Here is an 18,483-nt window from a genome sequence, read left to right as displayed (position 1 = left end):
TTCTCGTCGATTTCGTAACGCTCCACCAGAAAGTCCCCGAACCCTTCCCAGAAGTTGCCGCCGCTCGTATGCAGGTAATGCTGCTTATTCTTCAGCCGCACTCGCTTGCCGATCTTCTCCCAGCCTTCGTGTACGACTGCAATCGCGTTCTCCATCCCGCGTTTCTTGCTCCGTTGCAGTTTCGTGTACAGTCCATCCACTTCCACGAACAGCACACGGGCAGCGCGCCGTTCCACCGCTGGCATCGGCTGTTCCGCACGCTCCAGCAGTTTTTCCCTGATCGCCTGGTGGCTCAGCACATGGTAGCCCAACAGCTGCTCCAGCCGCTTGGCGCTGTCCCGGTACGACGGTCCTTGGCTGGCAAATGCGATTGCGGTCTCTTCCAGGTGCGGACTGACTTTCCCGCGTCCTTCGAATTGCAACAGCTGATCCAGCAGATACACGTGTTTGCCGCTTCTGCGGTCACAGTACAACCTCCGCTTGAAGCGCACGTTCCCAAACACCGTGTTGACGCTTGTTTCACGCTCGTCCTTTACTCGATAACGCTCTCTGTCCCGTTGCTCCAGGATCTGCTGATCCAGCGCCTCCAGCGCCTGCTTCATCGCACGAGCGAATTCCTCCTGCATTTTCCGGAAAATCCATTGCTCCAGCTCTTTCATCGTCGGTATTGTTGTGGTAAAGTGGCTCACAGGAGCTTCCTCCTTCTTGGTGCGTGTTTTGGCAAACTCACTTTACCAAGGGAGAAGCTCTTTTTCTATGTTCGCTTTTTCCAATTCCTACACCCACGGAAATTTTACACTATCAGCGCTTTCTTCCTCCTTCCTTCTTTCCCCAACCTGGCTTCGCACCGGGACAACTTCCCACGATTACAGGATCTCCCCATCAGACAAGCCGTCAAAAAAAGAGTTGCAATCTATCCAAGAATCGATAAAATAAAATTAACGTAAAAATATTTTTAACGTATTAACATTTTTATTGTGTAGGAGGAGTGTTCATGTCGCAAGAAGCACGCGTCAAAAGCCGGCCGTTGATCCGGATCGGAGAACTGGCAGCTTATAAACCGTTTCTGTACCTTTTGCTCGCTCGTATCATTTCCCGTTTTGGCGATTCTATTGACTCTATTGCTTATAGCTGGATGGTATACAGACTAACCGGCTCCACCTTGATGATGGGCACCTTGTTTGCCCTCAATTTCATCCCGAACATCGCCTTTAGCTTTTTCGCGGGAACGCTGGTGGATCGCTGGTCCAAGAAGAAGGTCGCGGCGTTCACCTATCTGGGGCGCGGCCTCATTGTCTGCTTCACGGCCTTCCTCTATTGGCAAGGCTGGCTCGCCCCCTGGCATCTCTATGTGCTGACATTCTTGACCTCCACCTTGGAATGCTTTGCCTCTCCTGCTGAGCTGGCTTTGGTTCCTCAACTGCTGCCTAAGGAAAAACTGCTTAGCGGCAATTCGTTCAGCACTTCCGCTTCGCGGGCAGCTGAATTAGCGGGCATGGCCGCCGTCGGCGGTATTATTGCAACCTTAGGTATTTCCACTGCAATTTTGATTGACGGCCTTACGTTTACCCTTGCGGCCGGCTTCATTTTTCTGATTCGCACCTCCAGCCCAAGCACCAACCCAGCTTCGCCTGCACCTCACCTCACGGATACACAACCCGACGACTCCTTTGTTCAGGAACTGAAGGCTGGGCTTAAATATCTCGTATCCAACAAATTGCTGATTACCATCGTGATGGCTGCGGCTTTCGTTAACTTCTGCTTATCCCCGTTTAACGTCCTAAACGCCGTCTATGTGGATGAAATTCTAGGTTCCGGTCCTGCCGGCCTAAGCCTGATGGGGGTTAGCTTAATCTCTGGAACCATTGTCAGCGGGTTATGGATTGGCAAGAAAGGCTCCGCCTACAAAAAAAGCCATCTCATCCTCACCGGTTACTTGCTGCTTGGAGCCAACTATGCGCTGATGTACCTGCCTGCGGTCGTTCCGATTCAACCGCTCGCTTTGGCTGCGTTATTTTCCTTTGGCATGGGGCTTTCCGTCTCCTTATGCAACACCCCATCCACGACCTATTTTATGGAAAGTGTCCCCAAGGAACTGCTGGGCCGCGTTGGAGCATTGTACTCCATGGTCTGCACCTGTGCGATTCCTGCAGGCAGCGCGCTGGCCGGGGTTGTAGGGGAATGGATGCCTGTCCACCTTCTGTATGTAAGCTTTGGATGCCTCCTGCTTATCCCGCTTCTGTTCTTATTAAAGCAGCGAAGTTTTATGGACATCTGATCCTCCACCTGCTTTGCGCATTTGATAGACCCAAGCTATACTAAAAACAACGACGACAACCTCATGAGGTTCGGGTAGGGGGCTATATTGGTGGACAATGTGAAGGAATTAAAAACCCTGGAGGACATTCGGATCTATTCTGACCCGTATCGCCTTCAGATCCTGGATACATTTAAGCAATTAAATCGTCCGGCAACGATGAAGGAAGTCGCGGATAAGATGGGAGAGGTTCCAGCCAAGGTCTATTATCATGCCAAAAAACTGGAGAGCATCGGCCTGCTGCAACTCGTGGATACGAAGGTCATCAACGGCATTACAGCGAAGTACTATGAGCCCTTTGAGGGGGCTATTCAGATTAAGAAAAGTTATTTTGACGATACGCTGAGGCAGGTCGCCTTATCAGAAACCGAGAAGCTGCTCAACAATTTATATGATGAAAGCAAGAAGCGGTTCTTGAAAGCATCTCGCTCGCAAACGTCTTCTGCGCAACTGACTACGGATCAGGTGTATCTGACTCCGCAGGAGGCGAAGGAGTTTCAAGAATGGGTCGCGGCGTTTCTCATGCAGCACCAGACCAAAACGTCAGAGGACAGTGAGTTGCACGAGATTTTTTTAACAGTATCGAAAAGCACAGATTCTGAGGACTAAAATAATAAGAACCATCGTCTCCATAATAGGAAGCGTGGTTCTTATATTTTTGCCGATGAAGTTGTTCCTGCTTGGTCTTCGTCTTGCGGGTTCGCAAATCCTGCAACGCAAATGGGCTGCGGCTGAGCTCGGGGCTGCGTTTGCCTTCTCGAATGAGCTTCTGCCGATGTTTCTTGGCTTGAGATTGAGCCATCTGACATCACTCCTTCAATCGTTTGACTTCAGTATAGCACATCTTAAGCTTCCGATAATGAATAAAGCCGAAGTTTCCCCGCACATCGACCGCAGCGGTATCGGGCGGGATCCACGCGGCGCTTACGCAGATACGTCATTCCGCAAGCGGTGCAGACCAGCTTATAGCGGTGCGGCAACGTTTTGCGCTGTTTTACTCCGGGCAAGGCGTTGCAATAGCGGCTGCCGCCCACCTTTTGAAGCAGGGCCTTAAAGTCCGCGTCGCGATGCTGGTATCCTCGCCCCGCTAGATGCAGATGGTAGTGACACAATTCGTGCTTGATGATGCGTTCGACTTCCTCTTCTCCGTAGGCAGCCAGTTGCGCGGGATTAATTTCGATATGATGGGTTTTCATAAAATAACGCCCTCCGGTTGTTCTTAACCGGCTGTTAAAACGGGCTTTATGCCGGAAAGGCACGCCGAAGGAACGCAGCGAGATTTGCTCGACCCAGGCTTGCAGCTGCTCATCCGTCATCGTCCTCTCCCCTTCCTGTTCGTAGATGCAAATGATAATCTGCTAGATTCATTACTTGAATTTTAACTTCTCCTTACGCTACACTGTCAAGTAGGATGGATAGAAAAGGAGAATCGTGAAGCATGTCCCTAATGAGATACGTCATATTGCAGCAGGACCAAGAACTGATCTTCGTTGAAATGCCCCGTGATTACGCCTACCAGCTTAGCGCTTTGAATTTGCGGCTGAACAAGGAAATCGATAAACTGACGGCTTCCGAGGTTCCGACCTTGCCGCGTGCAATTGCCGAATGCGACCAGCTTGAGCTCCTGCAGGAATCGCTGCAGATCACCAGCGGGCTGGATTATATTAACGGACTGGAGTCCGCTTTTTCCGCGATTCGCGAGGAAAATTACCCCCTGATTTCGCTGCTCACCGAAATCCGTGCTCTCCAGGCTCAGCTGGAGCAATGGTACGAAGAAGAAGGCGCGTAACTCTTGAGTTTCTGCCAAGAGAACCGCAACAAAAAAAAGCCGGCCGGTTATCCCTTTCTGTAAGTTGGGGGAGCGGCCGGCTTTTTGGCTTAGGGTTGGGGGGCTTAGCACGCCAACGTCGGGGTTTTTTGGGGGCAGGGCTCGTCATGCCCACCGCCCTCCCTCCAACGAACCAGCGCCACTCTAACGGAACGTAGAGACCTTATTTGCCTATTTCCCGGCGATTTCCCGCTGTAACGGAACGTAATGACCTTATTGCCCCTTTTTGGCGACCATATCGCCATCCACGCCCCAAATAAGGTCTCCTGGTTCCGTTAGAATTGGATCATGCCCGTTTCCTCGCAAATAACGTCTCTGAGTTCCGTTAGAACGGACCTAACTAACGCGGAGGCAGCGCCAACGCTCCAAACTTCTGTTAGTGTGGCGGCAACCCTCGCACCACCCTCCCGGTCGTTAGCTCAGGTCGAGCTGCCCCGCTCCATCCAATCCCCCACCGTGTTCATAAGCCAGAATTTCCCGGCGATTTGCAGGGGACTTGCACGGATTGGGGAAATTCCCCATACCTTAACCATACCAATGGGTTACCGGAGGAGGGGATACGCTTGCCAAACTGGCTTAGCAATCAGATCATGCGTGCCTTTAACAAGAGAGATCGCCGTCAAATTCGGCTGTTAAACGATTGTTGGTTTTTTTATTATAGTCGTCAAAAAAGCCAAACCGAATCCTCAAACCAAATGCAATAGCACTTCTTCAACGCCAAAAGGGCCGGCTCCACAGCAGAAAACCTACTGGAGTACGGCCCTCGCTCTCGCAAAAAAAGAGCCGGGCTCCACGGGAAATCCCGTTTACCGGCTCTCCTTACGTTTATTGCGCCTTCACCTCAGAAGGTCCCCGCATCGTCAAACCAACCCGGCCTTTCTTCACGTCCACATTCAGCACCCAGACGGTGACATTGTCGCCGACTGAGACGACGTCCATCGGATGCTTGACGTACCCGTTGCTCAGTTGGGAGATGTGGACAAGCCCATCGTTTTTGATGCCAATATCCACAAAAGCCCCAAAATCGATAACGTTGCGCACCGTCCCCTGCAGTTCCATGCCGGGCACCAAGTCCTCAATTTTCAGCACATCTGTGCGGAAGATTGGCGGCGGCAGCTCCTCCCGCGGGTCACGCCCTGGGCGCTGTAAGCTTTCAAGAATGTCGCGCAGCGTTGGAACGCCCACCTCAAGTCGAGGGGCCAGTTCATCCGGATTCAACGCACCCAGCTTCTCATTGAGCTCCTTAGAGCCCAGCTGTTCCATCGACACCCCCAGCTCGGCAAACAAGCGATGCACCACATCATAAGACTCTGGGTGGATCGGCGTCTTGTCCAGCGGATTCTCGCCGCCGTCGATTCGCAGGAAGCCTACGCACTGCTCGAAGGTTTTGGCGCCAAGCCGCGGCACTTTTTGCAGCTGCTTGCGGCTCTTGAAGCGTCCGTTCTCCTCGCGGAACTTCACGATATTCTTCGCAATCGTCGCATTCACGCCGGACACGTAGGACAAGAGCGCCGGCGAAGCGGTATTAACGTCCACACCAACATGGTTCACCGCCGACTCCACCACGTTCTTTAAGCTTTCGTCGAGATGCTTCTGCGATACGTCATGCTGGTATTGACCGACGCCAATGGCCTTCGGCTCGATCTTGACCAGCTCCGCCAGCGGGTCTTGCACCCGCCGTGCAATGGATACGGCACTTCGCTCCGCGACGTCCAGATCCGGAAACTCCTCCTGCGCCAGCTTGGAGGCCGAATACACGCTGGCTCCCGCCTCGTTGACGATCAGATACGCCAGCTCGCGATCCTTGCCCTTGCGCTCGGCGATGACTTCGGCGACAAATTGCTCGGTCTCCCGCGAAGCCGTACCGTTGCCGATCACGATCAGCTCGATCCCGTATTTGTCGATCAGCTCGTGGAACTTGACGGCCGCTTCCTTTTTCTTGTTGTTGGGCGGGGTCGGGTAGGTGACCGCCACCTCCAGCAGCTTGCCGGTGTCGTCAACAACGGCAAGCTTACAGCCGGTGCGGTAGGCCGGGTCAACGCCAAGCACCGTTTTGCCGCGTACCGGCGGCTGCAGCAGCAAGCTGCGCAAATTGGCGGCGAAGATGGAAATCGCCTGAGCTTCGGCTTTTTCCGTCAACTCGCCGCGTACCTCCCGCTCGATCGACGGGGCGATCAGGCGTTTGTATGCGTCCTCGATCGCCGCGCGCAGCACGTCCTCCGTTGCGGAACGCCCGCGGATCACCTGACCGGCGATGTGGCGGCAGATCGCCTCGGCGTCCACTTCGAGTGACACCTTCAGCACGTTCTCCCGCTCGCCGCGGTTCATGGCGAGGATGCGGTGAGGCGGCATTTTTTTGGCCGGTTCCCGATAGTTATAGTACATTTCGTAGACGGATTCCTCTTCCGGCGACTTCGCTTCGGACACCATCATGCCGTGGTCCATCGTATATTTGCGAACCCATGCCCGCGTTGCCGCTTCATCCGCGACCTGCTCGGCGACGATATCCATCGCCCCTTGCAGCGCCTCCTCGGCCGTTTCCACGCCCCCTTCGATCCCGGCAGCCTGGGTGTACTTCGCTGCTTCCGTGAGCGGATCGCCTTGCTTCGGCTGCGTTAGCAGCCATTCCGCCAACGGCTCCAGCCCCTTTTCCTTCGCTACGCTCGCGCGGGTTTTGCGTTTTTGCCGGTAAGGTCGGTATAAGTCCTCCACTTCCTGCAGCTTCACGGCCTTCGTGATTGCGGCTGCCAACTCATCCGTCAGCTTGCCTTGCTCGTCGATCATCCGGATGACTTCCCGCTTCCGTTCCTCCAGGCTGCGGAGGTATTGCGTCCGCTCTTCAATATTACGCAGCTGGTTTTCGTCCAGCTCTCCGGTCATTTCCTTCCGGTAACGGGCGATAAACGGAATCGTATTGCCCTCATCCAGCAGCCCGATCGTTGTTCGCACCTGCTTCAGGGAGAGTCCCAGCTCCTTCGCAATCTGGGCAATAATTCGCTCCTGTTCCCCTGCATCGGCCGTACTTTGCACCGCTGTTCCGTTCGTCTCCGTTTGCGCCATGGCCCTATCCCTCTTTCATTCTAAAAATTGCGATTGTTTCTATTATCACAAACTTTGCGCGCCTTTTCCAGCATGTCCAAACCCATCGAAGTCAGAGTTGACGAAAAAAAACACCGCGCCCAAGACAACGGTGCTTTCATTCAGTTCTTTAAAACGTGCCGTAGATGTCTGGCGATGAAGCAAAGACCAATACCGCAATAATGGCAATCACAATAATGATACCGTACAGTGCCGTACCGATGATACCGCAAACGAGACCCGCGATGCTAAGTCCCTTGCCCTGCTCGCCCTTCCGTTTGATCTCCTTAAACGACAAGCTGGCGAACACAATCGCAACGATCCCCAAAATAAAGCCGACATACGGAATGACGATCGAGAGAATGCCCAGCACCAACGATGCGATGGATTTGCCGTTTGTTTTGGGCGGCGTCGGCGGTGGTGGCGGCGGAAATTGGTTAAACGTGGAATACGAATAAGATGTTTCAGACGGACGTTGATCCATGAAAAAAAAGTCCTCCCCAAAATATGTTACATCCATTGTACTTGATCGTTGTGAATGGCGCCATGGCTATTTCCCGTGAATTGGTCTTTTTATGAAAAATCATTCAGAAAACTTTCAGCTTCACTTAAGGTTCGCCTCATCTTCATCTTCTAAAAGTCCGGTGATTTAAGTCAGTTCCAGTTGTCTAACTGGCATACAAAATGAGCAAAACCACTCAGTCAGCACCGAAATGAGCAGGCCTGACACCGCCTCCGTCTTCACGGATTTCGGTTTTTTGCATGCCAAAGCACCGGTTTGAGGTCGTTTGTTCTTAAACCGGCATAGTCTTTTCAGATTTTGAATGGTTGCCGTCAGTAGCGTCTGTTCCTGCATACAGTCCAGCCCACGGCTCCGTGCGCGCCCCAGACCATGTGCGACTTTGCTTTCGGCAAACACATGCTCACAGCGAGTACGTAACTTTTGCAAATGACGGTAGGAACCCGTGAGTTGAATTTGTTTGGCTCTGTTTCGGATTTGGATTTCCTGGATTTTGGCCAGCCGTTTGCGTTGTCTCTCCGGGTCTTTCGTTTGACGTTGGTAATTTGGCACCTCTTCGAGTACCAGATTACGAAGAGAAACCAATGGGACAATCCCTTGCGTAAACAAGGCTTGCAGGTAGTCCGCCGTACCATAGGCTTTGTCGGCCGAGAGTGTTTGAATCCGGATTTGTGGATGGGCAAAACGGATGGCGGAGAGTTGCTGCAAACTCGTTTCGCGCTCAGCCGTGCCAGACGCGATGCTCGCTCGCGCGGACAGAATGACACCGGAGTGGACATCCGCCACATGATGCACCAAATATCGCAAATGTGCTTCCTGACCGTTACTCTTTTTGTACAAACGGGCATCCGGATCCGTCACGCTGCGGTGGGTCTTGTTTGAGAACGTTTTGCCATGAAAGTCTTCATGTGTCGCATCGTCTTCCAGACGTTGCTCTTTTCGCGCAGGCGGTGCGGGCGGCTGGCTGTCATCATCGGAATCAGAGGTGTCCCTTTCGGGTTGCTCGTCTTGCCGGGCCATGCGAGCCAGATAATCCTCAATCGACTCCACCGGAGCCAAAGTGATTTCTTTCATGCTATGGATGGACGCGTTGGCGCGTACTTGGGTACCATCGACGCTGGCGTGCACATCCGATGAGACCAATCCGGAAGCGATGCATTGGTTCACAACATGTTTCATCAGCTTTTCAAAAATGCCGTGTTTTCGCCACAATTTCCGGGTCTTCACCAGTGTTGTCCGATCCGGCAAAGACGGCCGGGATGGATCCGGTCGCAGGACGGATTCGAAATCCAATCGGCAGAACCACAAATAACCCGCATGCATGGGCAGCAGTTGATACAATTCGCGTTCGGAGTGATTGAACAGGTAAGAAAGCAGCATCAATCGAACCATCCGCTCCGGGTCAGCAGCCGGGCGGCCGGTACGTTCTGTGTACAGCGACGCCACCCAATCATGGATGATGGAAAAATCAAGCACTTCATTCAGTTGGCGCAGGATATGCTTTTTGGGCACAAGTTCATCCATGTCCACAAATTGGAACATCTGAGGTTGGATGGCTGATGACTTACGAGCTTTCATGTTCAATCACTCTTTCGATTGTTGGTTACAGTATAAATTCGGCAAAACCGTGGTAAATGCCTGCTTAGACAAACTTTTTCACCGGACTTCTAAAATGGTTTTGATTTGCAGAGAACCGGTACAAGCACTGCCGTCTGCCGGTAGAATACATCATCGTTGGAGGGATTCGATGAAGAAGAAATGGTTGTGGATTGGGGGCGGAGCCTTGGTTCTGATCGCCATTGCCCTCATCCTTGTTCTAAAGCTGCCGGACAAGCAGAATCAGACGGCGGCGCCCGTTCAGAATACGCCCCGGGTCAGCAAGGGCGACATTACCGTTAGCGTGTCCGGATCAGGTACGATCGTCTCAACCGAGAGCGAAAGCGTACGTACGAAGGACGAGGGGAAAGTAAGCGAAGTTCTTGTAAAGATGGGAGACGTCGTGGAAGAAGGCCAGGTGCTGCTGACATTTGAGGGCACGGATAATACCGACAACATCAAGGAACAGCAATCCTCCCTGGAAATGCAGAAACTGGACCTGGTTGATTTGCAAAATCAGTTTAAACGTCAAGTGCAAGAAGGCGCCGACGAGCAAACACTAAACGCCACGAAAAAAATCAATTGCCAAGCAAGAGCTAAACATCAGCAATACGGAAGCGGAAATCGCTAAGCTGCAGGAGGCAATGGTTCCTCCCGATCCGTTAACCTCCCCGATTGACGGCACGGTCACCGCAGTCAACATCACCGCCGGGGAACAAGCCAAAAGCGGGAGCGAGCTGTTTGTCATTAACGATTACCAGAAGCTCAGCGTCAAAATTCAGGTGGACGAACTGGATATTCCCAGCGTCACAAAGGGCATGAAGGCGAACGTTCAAGTTGACGCTTTTCCGGATCAGACTTTTGAAGGTGTAGTCTCTGACATCGCGAATGAAGGGACCACCTCGGGCGGTGTGTCGTTATTTGATGTCACGATCGCCCTGAACCATTCCGAAGGCGTGCGGGTAGGCATGTCAGCGGAAGCAACGATCATCACGGAGGAAAAAAAGGACATCTTGACCCTGCCAATCGAGGCAGTTCAACAGCGGGCCGGCCGGTATTTCGTCATGCTGCCCGAAACGGGGAGCGACGGAACAAGTGCGGCAGGTGGCGCAGCCAGTCCGCAAGGGTCGGGCAGCGGGCCGGCTACAGGCAGCGCACCGGCCGCTGACAGTGCGCCGACCACGGGCAGCGCACCGGCCGAAGGCAGCACGCCCAGCACAGGCCGCACTGCACAGCCCGATGCCGCAGCTGGTGCTGCCGGAGGCACCAGCGGCATGAACGGGCGCATCCAAGTCGTTGAGGTTGGCGTGCATAACGAATCGTATATTGAGATTGTCAGCGGACTAACCGAAGGCCAAGCAGTGGTGATCCCGACGTTCGTCAGCAACTCATCAAGTTCCTCTTCCCAACAACAAATGAGAATGCAAGGAGGATTCGGCGGAGGTGGTGCTGGATTTGGTGGAGGCGGCGCAGGATTCGGCGGAACCGGAGGTGCAGCTCCCAGCGGGGGCGGTCCGATTCCATCCGGCAGAGGCGGGTTCAGCGGCGGAGGTGGCCGGTAATGGCGGCACTCTCTCCCCCGCTGATTGACGTGCAGCACCTCGGACACGGCTACCGGATGGCTGGTGAGATGATGACCGTGCTCAGCGACATCAGCTTTCAGGTCCAGCATGGTGAGTTTGTTGCCATCATCGGCCCGTCCGGCTCCGGGAAGTCGACGCTGATGAACATGTTAGGCTGTCTGGACGTCGCCAACGAAGGGACGTATTTGCTTGATGGACAGGACGTACGCAAGTTGTCCGATAACAAGCTGGCTACGATTCGCAATGAGAAGATCGGGTTTATTTTTCAACAGTTTAATCTATTGCCCAAATTAACCGCCTACGAAAATGTCGAGCTACCGCTGATCTACCACAACGTCCCGCACAAGGAACGAAAAAAATCAGTCGAAGAATCGCTCCGTCTCGTTGGTTTGGAAGAACGAATGCACCATCGCCCCTCCGAGTTGTCAGGCGGGCAACAGCAGCGGGTGGCCATCGCCCGTGCAATCGCAGGCTCCCCGCCGCTCCTGCTCGCGGATGAACCGACCGGCGCGCTGGACAGCAAGACCGGCATCGAAGTGATGAATAAGATGAGGGAATTAAATGCTCTCGGCCACACGATCATAATTATCACCCACGATCTGTCCATCGCGGAACAAGCTAAGCGGATCATTCGCATCCAGGACGGACGAATTGTTGAAGATCGGGGGAACGGGGCATGAACCTTCTGCAAAGCATCAAAATGGCTTGGAAAAGCATCGCGGGAGCGAAGATCCGCTCTTTTCTTACCATGCTAGGCATCATTATCGGCGTCTCTTCGGTGATTACGCTCGTATCTGTAGGACAAGGCACCACGTCGCAGATTACCGAACAGCTCGAAGGCTTAGGAACCGACCTGCTGACGGTGAATATTATGGGCCGGGGCAGCGCCACGTCGCTCTCCTTTGAGGAAGCGATGGCTCTGGGAGAAATCGAAGGAGTGAAGGCGGTATCCCCCGTGATTAACGGTTCTGTGACGGCCAAGAAAGGCACGGTAAATGACAGCCTTTCGGTAGAAGGCATTGCGCCTTCCTACGAGGAAGTTCAGGATTTCCACGTCCAGGCGGGTCGCTATATCATCGACATGGACAACGAGTTTCGCATGAAGGTGGCGTTGATTGGGACCGAAGCGGCTGAGACTTTTTTTGGAGCAGATAATCCAATTGGGCAAATGATTCAGCTGAACGGCAGCAGCTTCAAAATCGTTGGGTTGTTGGAATCCAAAGGCTCCAGCCTGACCGCCTCCAATGATAATAAGCTGTTGATCCCAATCGCTACGGCCGAGCGCTTTCTGCAGAGCCGCGGCGTCCGATCGATTACGGTACAGGTCGAGGACACCAAGCAGATAGAAACCGTCAAAGCGTCGCTGGAAGCTGTCTTGGACAAAAAGTTCCAAAACGCTGACAACGCCTACAGTATCTTTAACTCTCAAGAGATGCTGGATACGCTCAACTCGACCACGCAAATGCTGTCGCTGGCACTTGGCGGCATCGCCGGTATTTCGCTGCTTGTCGGCGGGATCGGGATCATGAACATCATGCTCGTCTCCGTCAGCGAACGTACTCGGGAAATCGGCGTTCGCAAAGCGATTGGGGCCAAAAAGCGTGACATCCTGATGCAGTTCATGGTCGAATCAACGACGCTCAGCGGCTTCGGCGGCTTGATTGGCATCGGGCTGGGCTACGGCGCCAGCGCATTGATCGGGCACTATTCATCGCTGACGACCACCGTTTCGTTCCCGATCGTCCTGATCGCTTTTGGCTTCTCCTTATTTATTGGCATCATCTTTGGGATGATCCCAGCCAACAAGGCGGCCAAGCTCCGCCCCATCTACGCGCTGCGGACCGATTGAACCGCTAATGACAGCAAATGTGTTCGAAAAATCGAATACATTTCGGCAGATCCCACCATTTGGGGCGTGATATATATGAAATTTCATATAGAATGTGCCCTCCAGGGGCCGGAATCCGAGATTATATATGAAAAATCGAATAGATTCCGCTGCTCCCCTGGTGATCCGTCCGTTTATATATGAAAAATCGAATACATTCTGCCATTATCCCACTCAGTCAGCGCATTTATATTTGAAAATTCGAATAGATTGCACCAAAATTCCGCGTTTCGGCGAAATCTATCTTCCGCCACCAAGCCAAAAAAGTGCAAGCCGCCAAGGAACCCTCTCCCCAGCGCGCTTGCACTTTACTCTTTACTACATGCTTAGCCCACTCCATAAACCGAGGCCATGCAATTGACGAACATCCGATTGTATTCCTGCCGGGTCAGGTCCTTGTTGCACTGAATATCCCGCCCTAGGAATTGGTACCAGGTGATCTCGACCTGATCTTTTTTGTACAGGAACCGGCCGTTCGTTAATAAAAACTTGTCGTTGTCAAAGGGCACGATGTTCTCGTAATCCAGCTTGCTGCCTTGCTGCTCGGCCACGAACGTCGCCAGCAAAATCAACATTTTGAAGGGATCGTCATAGATTTCATATTGAGCGTTCAAACGGCAACCTCTCCTTTATCCGTGATTACTCCCATCGTACTCGAATTGTCCGCGTGACAAATAGGAAATTTATAAGATCCTATATCAATTTTATCGCAAAATAAACAACGCCCCGGAGCAACGTCCGGAGCGTAAAAAAGTCATTCTAAAAACGCACACATGAGTAATAAATGTTCAAAAATCAATTAAACCGAGACTGATGAGCAGTGATTCGTTCACTTTCTTCATCGTCTCCTCATCCAAATGCGTAATTTTATCCGTTAGTCTTTGTTTATCGATCGTTCGAATTTGCTCCAGCAAGATGACGGAATCCCGGTCAAATCCGTGAGTTGCCGCATCAATCTCCACATGAGTCGGCAATTTCGCCTTTTGGATTTGTGCCGTAATAGCAGCAACAATGGCTGTTGGGCTAAATCGATTTCCGATATCATTCTGGATGATAAGCACCGGTCTGACCCCGCCCTGCTCAGAACCTACCACAGGGGAGAGATCTGCAAAAAAAACGTCGCCGCGCTTTACGATCAATGTTTACACCCCGCTTACTAGGCGGTCCAGAGTGATGTCTGCATCTTCTTCCGCATGGAACGCTTCGGAGGCCATGGACAAATTAATTTTGGCCATCTCCATATAGCCGCGCTGCATCGATTCTCGGATAAACCGTTTCTTCCGCTCGTTCAAATACAGCTTCATGGCCTGCCTGATCAATTCGCTGCGATTGGAGTTCTCCATCGCCACGATTCCATCAACTTCCTGCAATAACTGATCCGGCAAACTGATCATGATTCTTTTGGTGTTATGCATATTAGCCATCTTAAAACTTCCACCCCCAAAACCTACTCGCCCCTGTTTCCTGATAATCAGTATAGCATTATTCAAGGAAATTTATACAAAAGAAATATATGCCGAGCGTATATCAAGTATGCTGCATTTCATTATAAACAAAAACAGTAGTGCCGTACATACCTGATCATTTCCATGTTTAGTATTCGATAGACCTGGCATAAATTCCTTCACACAGGGAAAGTTTTGTTGAAATTTGTCTGCTGCGCCAATTCTGTCACAGCAGCGGGTTCAGCAATAAGACCGATTCGCCCTTTCGTTTGTACACCCGAGGCACTCGGTGGGCTATCATGCAAATCAACTCGTAATGGATCGTTCCCATGGCGGAAGCCAGCTCCCCGGCGGTAATTTCCTCGCCGGCTTGCCGGCCGATGAGCACAACCTCTTCGCCGGCTTGAATTTCTTCGGCTTCCTCAGCCAAAGCTTGAAGCGATACCATACATTGGTCCATGCATATAACGCCAACTACAGGGACTCGGCGGCCGCGTATTAGTACCTGCGCCTTACCGTTTAACATCCGTGAATATCCATCGGCATACCCGATCGGAAGCGTGGCAATCCGCTCTTCCTGTTCGGTGATGTATCTCGCTCCATAACTAATGGCAGAATGGGCAGGCAATGTCTTGACCCGTACCGTTTCCGTTTTAAGCGAGAGAACCGGGGTGAGCTGCACTTGATCACGTCTCACCTCGTCGGACGGATACAAACCGTACAATGCGATGCCAATGCGAACCATTTGCACCGACAGTTCCGGCATATCAATGGCGACGGCGCTATTTCCCGTATGTATGATTGGGATGCGAATATTATGCTCCCGCAGCGCTTCCACCACGCCCTGAAACCGGCGATATTGTTCCAATGTATAGCTTTTGTCTTCCTCGTCCGCCGTGGAATAGTGAGTGAACAAGCCTTCCACTTCCACATGCGGCACTTGCATAGCCTTGCGTACAAAGGCGACCGCCTCATCTCCAGGCAGCAGTCCGACGCGGCCCATGCCGGAATCGATCTTGATATGGACTTTCAGCTTATGCGGGAACTCCGCAGGATTCAGCGCTTCAATCGCCTCCAGCACTTCGTGGCTGAAGACATTTAGCGTGACATCATGTTCCCAAGCGGTGCGAACCCCGTGTGGCGGCGTATATCCTAGCACGAGAATCGGCAGCTTAATGCCGGCTTTCCGAAGCTCCAACGCTTCGTCCAGAAAAGCGACACTAAGATAATCCGCGCCGATCTGTTCCAACTCCTTCGCCACTGGTACAGCACCATGCCCATACGCATTAGCTTTTACGCATGCCAGCATTTTCATGTCCTTCGGTTGTCTTCTCCGTAATTCCTCGAAATTGCTGCGCAGCGCGTCCAAATCAATTTCCGCATGGGTTGGTCGATACATCACTTGCACTTTCAGGTCACCTTCTCCAAAGATTGAGAGTTCAAATATCTGAGCAATATCCTAATGGTAATGTTCATGGATGCGGCTGTCAATTCTGCAAAAGAACCCAATTCCTGAGAAGGAGTTTATTTTGTTAAAGACATCATTATAGAAGAAAGAGGCGAATCGACGGGGCCGGGGAGCATGCTCCTTCGGCACAGCCGCAATCCGCCTGTTCCTTGTGTTACTTACCGGTTTGATCCTGCATCGAAGCGGCAATTTTCACCATTTCAGTCACCGGCAAATTCTCGCTCGTAATCCGGAATTCCAAACCGTCCACTGTCCAAGTCAGCGTCCGCAGGGTATCGCCGGTCAGCAACCCCCACGTAAAGCCCATATCGATTAACTCACCCGGTACGAGCGATGCAGTGCGGTCTGGCGAACGCGTCTCCGACAGCGTAAATTGATATGTACCGTCATATCGCAGCAGTACGGTCGTACGATCGGTGCCTTCTACGGCTTTGTCGTCCTGGTACAAGACACCATCCGGCAGATACGTTGGGATAATCACGCCAAAAGGTTCCGTTAACGCCGGTGCAGCCGAAGTGTCGCCATTCGTTTCCTCGGTTGCTGCATCGCCGTTTGCGCTCGTTGCCTCATCCGTTGGCGTCTTCTCCACAAGCATACCATTCTCATCGACTTCCAGCAGTGTGCCTTGGGAATTCTGGGCAGCCGTATCGAGGTTATGCTGCATGTCAAACGAGTTCTTGTCAAACTTAGTGCCAAAGTCGAACTTATCGAATTTCACTTCGACGACGACTTTTGCTTCAGCATCGGATACCTGAACTTGCTTCGGTGCATAGTTGTCCTTGGCCAGCCAGATTTTTTGCCGGACCAGGGCATGGGTGTTGTAATTCGCCGCAACATCGAAGATGTAGCTATCCTTGTCGCTTTCAAATTGCCGCGAGCTGTCGCTCAAGATGCTGCGAGCCAGCGTTTGATACAGATACACCTGACCTTGATTCTCCGGCCAGTCGCTTTGGAAGCGGAAGCTCTTGTTCAGGCTTGGCGTCAGTACGAATACGCCCTGTTCGTTGCGGAGCACGATTTGCGTTACATCCTTCTGCGCATTGGTGAGCGCAATCCGGTAGAACGACGGATTTTGGTACCAGACCTCTACCTTGTACTCCTGAGGCTTGTCACCCGTATAAAGCGTCATCGTGCCGGAGCCCTGATAACTCTCCAGCTGGGCAACCAATTTGTCCAAATCCTTGACGACGCCGTCGGCGTCCTTCTTCCCGCATGCAGCCAGCACGAAGCTTAAGGCTATCACGATGGTCAGCATCCACGTGAAACGGCGCATGAGATCATCCCCTCTGCAGTTTGATTTCCTAAACTGATACATGTCTATGAGGGAACTTGGCCGATTATGCAGACTAGCCCCGGCTTGACCGAAAGACAAGTAGCCGGATTTGGGGATACCCGTTGCAGTTGCTGACGATGGAAGATGATTGCAAGCTATTGATCCTTGGATGCATTCGTAATCGAATCTAGATGAGCCTCCAGGACGCGGTTGATTTGGTCTGGACCTACCCGCAAAGGATCAAGCAAGGCATGCAAGGTGAGGCCGTCGATCAACGCGTGCAGCCGTACCGTTTCCATCTCCGGATCCAGCCCGGCTTGCAGCAAACCCCGCTGATCCATGCTGGTGATCAATCGCTGCATCAGGTCGTACAACCCGTCATGACGCGCATCGTACCCGCCTGGCTTATGCCTGAAATAGGCTGTAAACGCCATCCACACCTCCGCTTCCGCCCGGGTCTCCTCACGGGTCGGCACGACCTCCTGCAAAATCCTCAGCACCTTCTCCAGCGGCGGCAGATCCATTCCGGAGATTGCGATGATCCGTTCTGTTACTCTCTCCTTGACCAGGTTCATCGCATATCGCAGCAGCTCCTCCTGCGAGCTGAAATCATGGCGCAGCGCTCCGGGCGAAAGTCCCGCTTCCTTGGCAATATTGCGCACGGAGGCCCCTTCCATCCCCTGCTCCAATATCACCCGCCAGGTAGCTTCAGCGATAATCTGTTTTCTTTGTTCATGATCTACTAGTTTTGGCATGCTCCTAGTTTAGCACCTCCAAGGCGGATCACACAATTTATTTAGTACAGTTGTATTAATTAAAACAGGATGATACAATACACTCAACTTTTACATTTTATCTATACCGGAATTACAGGAGGTCATTATGAACTTTGTTGCATGGATGATTGTAGCCTGTGAGATCGCCTTTTGGATCGTGATTCTCGCGGGACTATCCGTCCGTTACGGATTAAAGCGGCCAAAGCTGGGAATGGCCCTGCTCGCATTGACGCCGGTGATTGATCTGGTGCTGTTCGTCCTCACGGGAGTCGACCTGTACAACGGTGCCGTTGCGACGACCGCCCACGGGATCGCAGCCGTCTATATTGGAGTCTCGATTGCTTTCGGCAAGAGCATGATCGATTGGGCTGATCGCTGGTACCGTTATTTGTTCATCAAGGACAAGGACGCTAGACCACCTAAACGTTATGGTATGGAGTATGCCAAACACGAGCTGAAGGGATTTCTGCGCCATGCCCTCTCTTTCCTGATTGGCGGAGCACTGCTCCTTGGCATGATCACCTTCATCAACGATCCGAGCCGGACGGAAGCGCTGGGCGGGATCTTGCGTGTCTGGGGGATCGTGCTTGTCATCGATGGCCTCATTATGATTTCCGCGTTCATCTGGCCCAAGCAACCGAAACCTAAAACGGACCGGGCTTGATCGCCCGATCCGTTGTCAATGGTATGTACCTGCCGTTCCTAACTTAT

20 protein-coding genes are annotated in these 18,483 nt (G+C 52.5%); 9 read left to right on the top strand and 11 right to left on the bottom strand.

Going from position 1 to position 18,483, the window contains the following annotated elements:
- Nucleotides 1-689, bottom strand: a 689-nt coding sequence (locus tag RW092_RS01575; protein WP_316009334.1) for a UPF0236 family transposase-like protein, incomplete at its 3' end; no start/stop codon positions are given.
- 305 nt (nucleotides 690-994) lie between these two features.
- On the opposite strand from RW092_RS01575, the gene RW092_RS01570 reads away from it, so the two are divergent.
- On the top strand, nucleotides 995-2,278 hold the full coding sequence (locus tag RW092_RS01570) for an MFS transporter (protein WP_316009333.1): 1,284 nt from the start codon (nucleotides 995-997) through the stop codon (nucleotides 2,276-2,278).
- A 90-nt stretch (nucleotides 2,279-2,368) separates the two neighbouring features.
- On the top strand, nucleotides 2,369-2,926 hold the full coding sequence (locus RW092_RS01565; protein WP_254899749.1) for a winged helix-turn-helix domain-containing protein: 558 nt from the start codon (nucleotides 2,369-2,371) through the stop codon (nucleotides 2,924-2,926).
- A 236-nt stretch (nucleotides 2,927-3,162) separates the two neighbouring features.
- Here RW092_RS01565 and RW092_RS01560 read toward each other — a convergent pair whose 3' ends face one another.
- Entirely contained in the window at nucleotides 3,163-3,633 is a 471-nt protein-coding gene (locus RW092_RS01560) for a SprT family protein (RefSeq protein ID WP_016313111.1), read from the bottom strand.
- Nucleotides 3,634-3,755: 122 nt separating this feature from the next.
- On the opposite strand from RW092_RS01560, the gene RW092_RS01555 reads away from it, so the two are divergent.
- Complete coding sequence (locus tag RW092_RS01555) at nucleotides 3,756-4,106, top strand: hypothetical protein (protein ID WP_016313112.1); 351 nt, start codon at nucleotides 3,756-3,758, stop codon at nucleotides 4,104-4,106.
- 602 nt (nucleotides 4,107-4,708) lie between these two features.
- The gene (gene cmpA / locus RW092_RS01550) at nucleotides 4,709-4,849 is read left to right on the top strand and encodes a cortex morphogenetic protein CmpA (protein ID WP_127576196.1); all 141 of its coding nucleotides are present in this window, start codon (nucleotides 4,709-4,711) and stop codon (nucleotides 4,847-4,849) included.
- A gap of 121 nt (nucleotides 4,850-4,970) precedes the next feature.
- On the opposite strand, the gene RW092_RS01545 is transcribed toward cmpA, so the two are convergent.
- The 3 genes from RW092_RS01545 to RW092_RS01535 all read right to left on the bottom strand — a co-directional run bounded on the left by RW092_RS01545 (nucleotide 4,971) and on the right by RW092_RS01535 (nucleotide 9,321).
- Complete coding sequence (locus RW092_RS01545; RefSeq protein WP_316009332.1) at nucleotides 4,971-7,205, bottom strand: Tex family protein; 2,235 nt, start codon at nucleotides 7,203-7,205, stop codon at nucleotides 4,971-4,973.
- Between the two features lie 148 nt (nucleotides 7,206-7,353).
- A complete protein-coding gene (locus RW092_RS01540; RefSeq protein ID WP_036646263.1) occupies nucleotides 7,354-7,707 on the bottom strand; it encodes a DUF4190 domain-containing protein in 354 nt (117 codons plus the stop codon).
- Between the two features lie 165 nt (nucleotides 7,708-7,872).
- A complete protein-coding gene (locus RW092_RS01535) occupies nucleotides 7,873-9,321 on the bottom strand; it encodes a transposase (protein ID WP_410055497.1) in 1,449 nt (482 codons plus the stop codon).
- A 169-nt stretch (nucleotides 9,322-9,490) separates the two neighbouring features.
- Between RW092_RS01535 and RW092_RS01530 the strand changes: the two genes are divergently transcribed.
- From RW092_RS01530 to RW092_RS01515, 4 genes are read left to right on the top strand one after another with little or no spacing between them, the layout of a single operon-like run.
- A complete protein-coding gene (locus tag RW092_RS01530; protein ID WP_316009331.1) occupies nucleotides 9,491-9,970 on the top strand; it encodes an efflux RND transporter periplasmic adaptor subunit in 480 nt (159 codons plus the stop codon).
- Between the two features lie 13 nt (nucleotides 9,971-9,983).
- The gene (locus tag RW092_RS01525) at nucleotides 9,984-10,901 is read left to right on the top strand and encodes an efflux RND transporter periplasmic adaptor subunit (RefSeq protein WP_316009330.1); all 918 of its coding nucleotides are present in this window, start codon (nucleotides 9,984-9,986) and stop codon (nucleotides 10,899-10,901) included.
- Nucleotides 10,901-11,602 carry an ABC transporter ATP-binding protein gene (locus RW092_RS01520; protein ID WP_316009329.1) on the top strand — a complete coding sequence of 234 codons (702 nt, stop codon included), beginning with the start codon at nucleotides 10,901-10,903 and terminating at the stop codon, nucleotides 11,600-11,602. Before RW092_RS01525 ends, RW092_RS01520 begins: the two co-directional genes overlap by 1 nt.
- On the top strand, nucleotides 11,599-12,771 hold the full coding sequence (locus RW092_RS01515; protein ID WP_316009328.1) for an ABC transporter permease: 1,173 nt from the start codon (nucleotides 11,599-11,601) through the stop codon (nucleotides 12,769-12,771). Before RW092_RS01520 ends, RW092_RS01515 begins: the two co-directional genes overlap by 4 nt.
- Before the next feature lie 365 nt (nucleotides 12,772-13,136).
- Here RW092_RS01515 and RW092_RS01510 read toward each other — a convergent pair whose 3' ends face one another.
- The 6 genes from RW092_RS01510 to RW092_RS01485 all read right to left on the bottom strand — a co-directional run bounded on the left by RW092_RS01510 (nucleotide 13,137) and on the right by RW092_RS01485 (nucleotide 17,751).
- Nucleotides 13,137-13,424, bottom strand: coding sequence for a hypothetical protein (locus tag RW092_RS01510; protein WP_316009327.1), 288 nt, complete (start codon nucleotides 13,422-13,424; stop codon nucleotides 13,137-13,139).
- 174 nt (nucleotides 13,425-13,598) lie between these two features.
- Nucleotides 13,599-13,949 carry a type II toxin-antitoxin system PemK/MazF family toxin gene (locus RW092_RS01505; RefSeq protein ID WP_028539678.1) on the bottom strand — a complete coding sequence of 117 codons (351 nt, stop codon included), beginning with the start codon at nucleotides 13,947-13,949 and terminating at the stop codon, nucleotides 13,599-13,601.
- Between the two features lie 3 nt (nucleotides 13,950-13,952).
- Complete coding sequence (locus RW092_RS01500) at nucleotides 13,953-14,234, bottom strand: CopG family ribbon-helix-helix protein (protein ID WP_016313120.1); 282 nt, start codon at nucleotides 14,232-14,234, stop codon at nucleotides 13,953-13,955.
- Nucleotides 14,235-14,481: 247 nt separating this feature from the next.
- The gene (gene alr / locus RW092_RS01495) at nucleotides 14,482-15,663 is read right to left on the bottom strand and encodes an alanine racemase (protein WP_028539677.1); all 1,182 of its coding nucleotides are present in this window, start codon (nucleotides 15,661-15,663) and stop codon (nucleotides 14,482-14,484) included.
- Between the two features lie 214 nt (nucleotides 15,664-15,877).
- Nucleotides 15,878-16,996 carry a LolA family protein gene (locus tag RW092_RS01490; RefSeq protein WP_316009326.1) on the bottom strand — a complete coding sequence of 373 codons (1,119 nt, stop codon included), beginning with the start codon at nucleotides 16,994-16,996 and terminating at the stop codon, nucleotides 15,878-15,880.
- Between the two features lie 155 nt (nucleotides 16,997-17,151).
- Nucleotides 17,152-17,751, bottom strand: a complete 600-nt coding sequence (locus RW092_RS01485) for a TetR/AcrR family transcriptional regulator (protein WP_316009325.1) — start codon at nucleotides 17,749-17,751, stop codon at nucleotides 17,152-17,154.
- 127 nt (nucleotides 17,752-17,878) lie between these two features.
- Here RW092_RS01485 and RW092_RS01480 point away from each other — a divergent pair, with 127 nt between their 5' ends.
- On the top strand, nucleotides 17,879-18,436 hold the full coding sequence (locus RW092_RS01480) for a hypothetical protein (protein ID WP_316009324.1): 558 nt from the start codon (nucleotides 17,879-17,881) through the stop codon (nucleotides 18,434-18,436).
- Nucleotides 18,437-18,483: the final 47 nt, after the last annotated feature.

The organism is Paenibacillus sp. 3LSP, from assembly GCF_032465655.1.
Taxonomy (GTDB): Bacteria; Bacillota; Bacilli; order Paenibacillales; family Paenibacillaceae; genus Fontibacillus; species Fontibacillus barengoltzii.
The sequence above is the reverse complement of the archived record's forward strand: the minus strand, read 5'-3'. Positions and strand labels throughout refer to the sequence as shown.